The 4790-nt window shown below is 45.6% G+C and carries 5 protein-coding genes; 3 read left to right on the top strand and 2 right to left on the bottom strand.

Annotated features, from left to right (window positions below):
• Nucleotides 1-89 precede the first annotated feature (89 nt).
• Nucleotides 90-704, bottom strand: coding sequence for a peptide deformylase (def, locus tag HMPREF2686_RS08355; protein ID WP_003004253.1), 615 nt, complete (start codon nt 702-704; stop codon nt 90-92).
• Between the two features lie 54 nt (nt 705-758).
• The gene (locus HMPREF2686_RS08350; protein ID WP_070450244.1) at nt 759-1451 is read right to left on the bottom strand and encodes a cyclic nucleotide-binding domain-containing protein; all 693 of its coding nucleotides are present in this window, start codon (nt 1449-1451) and stop codon (nt 759-761) included.
• Between the two features lie 145 nt (nt 1452-1596).
• Between HMPREF2686_RS08350 and HMPREF2686_RS08345 the strand changes: the two genes are divergently transcribed.
• The 3 genes from HMPREF2686_RS08345 to HMPREF2686_RS08335 all read left to right on the top strand — a co-directional run bounded on the left by HMPREF2686_RS08345 (nt 1597) and on the right by HMPREF2686_RS08335 (nt 4748).
• Nucleotides 1597-2760 (top strand): MFS transporter, encoded by a 1164-nt coding sequence (locus HMPREF2686_RS08345; RefSeq protein ID WP_070450241.1) that lies wholly within the window; start codon nt 1597-1599, stop codon nt 2758-2760.
• Between the two features lie 105 nt (nt 2761-2865).
• Nucleotides 2866-4017: an MFS transporter gene (locus HMPREF2686_RS08340; RefSeq protein ID WP_070450239.1), complete on the top strand. Its 1152-nt coding sequence runs from the start codon at nt 2866-2868 to the stop codon at nt 4015-4017.
• Between the two features lie 2 nt (nt 4018-4019).
• Nucleotides 4020-4748, top strand: a complete 729-nt coding sequence (locus HMPREF2686_RS08335; protein WP_070450236.1) for a pseudouridine synthase — start codon at nt 4020-4022, stop codon at nt 4746-4748.
• Nucleotides 4749-4790 lie beyond the last annotated feature (42 nt).

Raw genomic sequence — 4790 nt, 5'->3', positions numbered from 1 at the left:
CCAAGAGACAGAAATCGGTAGACGCAGTCTCGTAAAAAAAGTAAGGTAGTAGTGAATATCACTACTACCTTACTTTTTTGTCATTTGCTCTATTCTAAAATCAAAAGTCCTTCTTTGATTTCAAATGGGTTATTTGGGTTGATGCGGTCATAGAACATGATGCCGTTGGTGTGGTCGATTTCATGTTGAACGACGATGGAGTTGTAGCCTTTGAGTTTGATGCGTTTCTTTTCCCCATCTTTTGTGAAATACTCAACCGTCACGCGGGCATGGCGAACCACATAGCCTGGGACGTTGCGGTCTACAGAGAGACAGCCTTCCCCGTCACCGAGAGCCGCATCTTGAACGGAATGGGCGACAACCTTTGGATTGTACATGACTTCTTGAAGACTATAGGCTTCCTTTGGTGGGTTGCCATCGGCATCTTCTGGATTGGGCACCAAAACAGCAATAATGCGTTTCGAGATGTCCAGCTGAGGGGCAGCGAGTCCCACTCCTCCCCGGAGACCAAGTTTTTCAGCCATAACAGGGTCTTGGGAATGGTGCAAGAATTGCATCATTTTTTCACCCAGGATAATTTCCTGATCAGACAAAGGGAAGGTCACATCTTCTGCAACAGCTCGAAGTGTTGGATTTCCTTCACGGATGATGTCATCCATATCAATCAAATGGGATGCTCTTGTAACTTTTTCAATTGCTTTCATTGTCTTACTCTCACTTTCTTTCTACCTTCCATGATAACACAAAAGAACCTGAAATTAAAGTTTTCTGTCAGTTGTTTCCGTGTGTTTGATGGACAAGTCGCTCATTCTTTTTCGGTCTAAAATCGTATAGACCCGTCCTTCTCTCTTGATCAACCCCTCGTCAATCATCTGCTTGATCACGCGGCTGAGGTGGCGGTAGCTGATCCCAAAACGCAGGGCCAGTTGATTCATCTTAGGTTTGAGGGACCCATTTTCATCACCATGTTCTAAAAAATGTGTAGCGAGGCGCTCCTTGACAGAATAATGAAAGTTGGCAGGAGCCAAATAGTTGATCTGGTGTAATTTCTCAGCCAAGGTCTTGGCAGTAGAGCGCAAAAAGGTGGGATCCAGCAGGAGGCGGTCCTTGAAATGCCGAGCAGAGAGCTGGACGACTAGTGAGTCTTGGTCTGCAATGACCGATGTGATACAGACCCGATCGAGCAGGAACTCAATCTCTCCTAACAGTCCAGGTTTTTCTTGGATTTCAAGGATGGTGTCACTACCATTTTCAAGACTGTGGACGATCTTGAGCCGGCCTTTGAGAAAATAAGGAATGACATCTTGGTCAGAACCCTGGCGGCAGATATACTCTCCAGCCTGATAGAGAACGAGATCCAGCTGACTAAGACAGTCACCTGGAAAGATCTGATCCAATTGGTAGTCAGTGATGATCTCCATGAGTTTCGTAGATGGGGAAATTTTTTTCATCTCAATCTCCTAAAATAGGACAAATGTCCTATTTTTCTCTTTCTAAATTGATTATACTAGGATTCTATTGAAAATACTAGTTTGAACCTTTTCTAAAAAAACTAGTAAAGTCAAATGTTACCAGTAAAGTGTAGGAAATAAAATAATGAAAAAAACAATGGAAAGAATCAGTCTCTTGAGCTTGTCGCTCATGCTGATCTCATCATTTTCAATTACAGCCGGTTTGCCAGCTATGAAGGCCTATTTTAGCCAATTCGGATATTCAGCAGGCCAGGTGGAACTCTTGGTTTCCCTGCCGGCCTTTGCGGTTGTGGTCATGCTCTTTTTAAATAGCCTGATCGAGCGGTGGATGAGTGAGCGCCAGATGATTGTCGCAGGGCTCTTGCTCTTTTCAACTAGCGGTCTTGTGCCTTTGGTCGTGCAGGACTATCCTCTCATCTTTCTGAGTCGTTTTCTCTTTGGTTTGGGGACAGGAATGATCAATGCCAAGGCTATTTCGATTATCAGTGAACGCTACTCAGGCAATGACAAGACTCGGATGCTGGGCTATCGGGGGTCTGCTGAAGTGGTGGGCTCTGCCATCTTGACTTTTATTGTTGGACAACTCTTACCCCTAGGCTGGCCAGCGATCTTTGCCGTATATGGAGGTGGTTACTTGATTTTACTCCTCTATCTCCTTTTTGTCCCCTATCCTAAGGGGAAAAAACAGGCTAGCTTGAAGGAGAAAAAGAAAGGTTCCGCACGCCTTCGCTCCCCTCAATGGCGTTTTAGTCTAATGCTAGCTGTGATTGCTGGTATCATCATTTGTTTCAATTCCATCATTAGCCTGCGCGTGCCGGATATCATTGTTGACGCTCGTATGGGAACGGCGACAACAGCTGGAACAGTCCTAAGTCTGATGCAATTGACAGGGATTGTAGCGGGAGTGGGATTTGCTAGTTTGACACATGTTTTCAAAAAGAACTTGCTCATGATCATGTGCTTTGGTTTCGGTCTAGCGTTAGCTTTGATTGGCTTGTCTGGGCAGCTGTGGAGCCTGGTTCTAGGAACCCTCTTGGCAGGATTTACCTACAGTACGGGAGTCACCAGTATCTTCTATCACTTATCTGAAAAAATTCCGACCAATCTCCTGAATCTTGCGACCTCGCTTGTCTTGATTGGCTGCAATCTTGGATCAGCCGTCTCATCTTTCTTCATCCAGTTGGTGACGCCACTAGCTCCTTCCAATCACCTGCTCTTTGTCTTGATTGGCGTTTTGATGGTCCTAACAGGAGTCTTCGCCTCACAATTACTAGCACGAACGAAATGATGGAGAAATCATTTCGTTTTTTTAATTCAATCTATTGCGTCCTGTCACTAGCTCGTGTTATTATAGGAGGAGTGTGAAAAAAAGAATAGTTTAAAGGAAAAAATAATGAAAAGAATCATGGAGAAAGTGAGTATTCTCGCGCTTTCATTTATATTGACGACTTCGTTTTCGATTTCGAGTGCGCAGTCGGCCATGTTTGCCTATTACAAGGGAATTCCTCACAGCATGATTGAGCTCTTGGTCTCGCTTCCTTCTGCAGGGATCATGGTTTCACTCATCTTCAATAAATGGATTGGGCGCCTATTTTCAGAGCGTCAGATGATTGTGATAGGCCTAGTCGCTTACGCTCTATGTGGCTTTATTCCCTTAATCAGTCCAGCTTATCCGGTTGTCTTTTTGTCTCGGATTATTTTCGGGATGGCAGTTGGTTTGCTCAATGTTTCTGCCATTGCCATTATCAGTGAGCGCTATAAAGGAAAAGAACGCGTCCAAACCCTAGGCATTCGTGGTTCTGCAGAGGTTGTTGGGACGGCCGTTTTAACCTTTGGAGTCAGCCTTTTGATTCGCTTTGGCTGGCAGGCTGCCTTTCTCGTATACGGTATCAGTATTCCTATCTTACTTTTGTATCTCTTATTTGTGCCTTATGGATCTAAGACAGAATCAGTGGAGGAAAAACACCGGGATGTCAAGATGACGGGGGGACAATGGCGGACGGCACTAGGCTTAGCTGTTGTTGCGGCGTCGATCGTCTTATCTAATGTCATGATCACCGTTCGGATTCCAAGTGTGGTAGAACAAGTTGGACATGGCACTGCCCAAACTGCTGGGGTTATATTAGCAGCCATGCAATTTGTTGGGATCTTGGCAGGTTTGGCCTTCTCGCCCTTGACCTATCTATTCCGTGATCGTTTATTATTGGTTTCGGGAGTAGCTTATGGTGTGGCCCAAATGTTGATCGGGGTCTCTCCAAATCTCTTGATTCTTGCCCTTGTAACCATTGCTTCTGGCTTCGCCTACAGTGTGGCTTTGACAACAGTTTACAATGTCTTATCTGATAAGATGCCAGCAGGGGTCTTGAGCCAGGCAACGTCCATTGCGGTTTTGGGATGTAGTGCAGGTTCGATCGCAACGACCTTTGTCCTTAGTCTATTAGGGACGATCTCATCTGCTCCAGTCTTCATTTTTGGATTTTCTGGTATCCTCATGATCCTGGTTTCCTTTTTTGGTCTTTGGATTGTGCGAAAGAGCGGGAAGTAATCATGCGACTAGATAAATTTTTAGTGGATTGTGGCGTGGGGAGTAGGACCGAGGTCAAGCAACTCCTCAAGCAAAAGAAAATCGCAGTGAATGGAAAAAAAGAGACAGCAGGGAAACTGCAGATTGATCCAGAAAAGGATCAGGTGACCTTTATGGGGGAGGACCTGGTCCATGAAACCTTCGTGTATTATCTGCTTAATAAACCAGCTGGGGTTATCTCAGCGACTGAAGATGATCACCACCAAACTGTGCTAGATTTATTGGATGAGACAGCCCGTCATAAGGAAGTCTTTCCTGTCGGGCGCTTAGATATCGATACCCATGGTTTGCTGCTTTTGACCAATAATGGCAAGCTCGCTCATGCCATGCTGTCGCCGAAGAAGCATGTGTCGAAGATCTACCGTGCCCAAGTGGCTGGGATCATGGATGAGGCAGATGTGGCCCGTTTTGAAGCAGGCATTGCCCTCAAAGACTTCACGACTTTGCCTGCGAGATTGCAGATCTTAGAGATGGATGAGACAAGCGCCAGTTCCTATGTCGAAATTGAAATTGCTGAAGGAAAATTCCATCAGGTCAAGCGCATGGTCGCTGCCTGTGGCAAGGAAGTGGTGGATTTAGAGCGGATCTCGATGGGTCCTCTAACGCTAGATCCCACTCTTCAATTGGGAGAATGGCGGAGACTCCATCCTTCTGAACTCAAGTTCCTAGAGGTGTTTGGAGTTCCCTTATAAGCAAAAAAACAAGAGGCTGGGACAAAAGTCCTAGCCTCTTAA

It is taken from the genome of Streptococcus sp. HMSC057G03 (genome assembly GCF_001808745.1).
Classification (GTDB): Bacteria; Bacillota; Bacilli; order Lactobacillales; family Streptococcaceae; genus Streptococcus; species Streptococcus parasanguinis_Z.
The sequence above is the reverse complement of the archived record's forward strand: the minus strand, read 5'-3'. Positions and strand labels throughout refer to the sequence as shown.

Coding starts and splice junctions, on each gene's coding strand:
- HMPREF2686_RS08340 (WP_070450239.1), top strand. CDS start 2,866: ATGAAAAGAATCATGGAGAAAGTGAGTATTCTCGCGCTTTCATTTATA.
- def (WP_003004253.1), bottom strand. CDS start 704: ATGAAAGCAATTGAAAAAGTTACAAGAGCATCCCATTTGATTGATATG.
- HMPREF2686_RS08335 (WP_070450236.1), top strand. CDS start 4,020: ATGCGACTAGATAAATTTTTAGTGGATTGTGGCGTGGGGAGTAGGACC.
- HMPREF2686_RS08350 (WP_070450244.1), bottom strand. CDS start 1,451: ATGAAAAAAATTTCCCCATCTACGAAACTCATGGAGATCATCACTGAC.
- HMPREF2686_RS08345 (WP_070450241.1), top strand. CDS start 1,597: ATGAAAAAAACAATGGAAAGAATCAGTCTCTTGAGCTTGTCGCTCATG.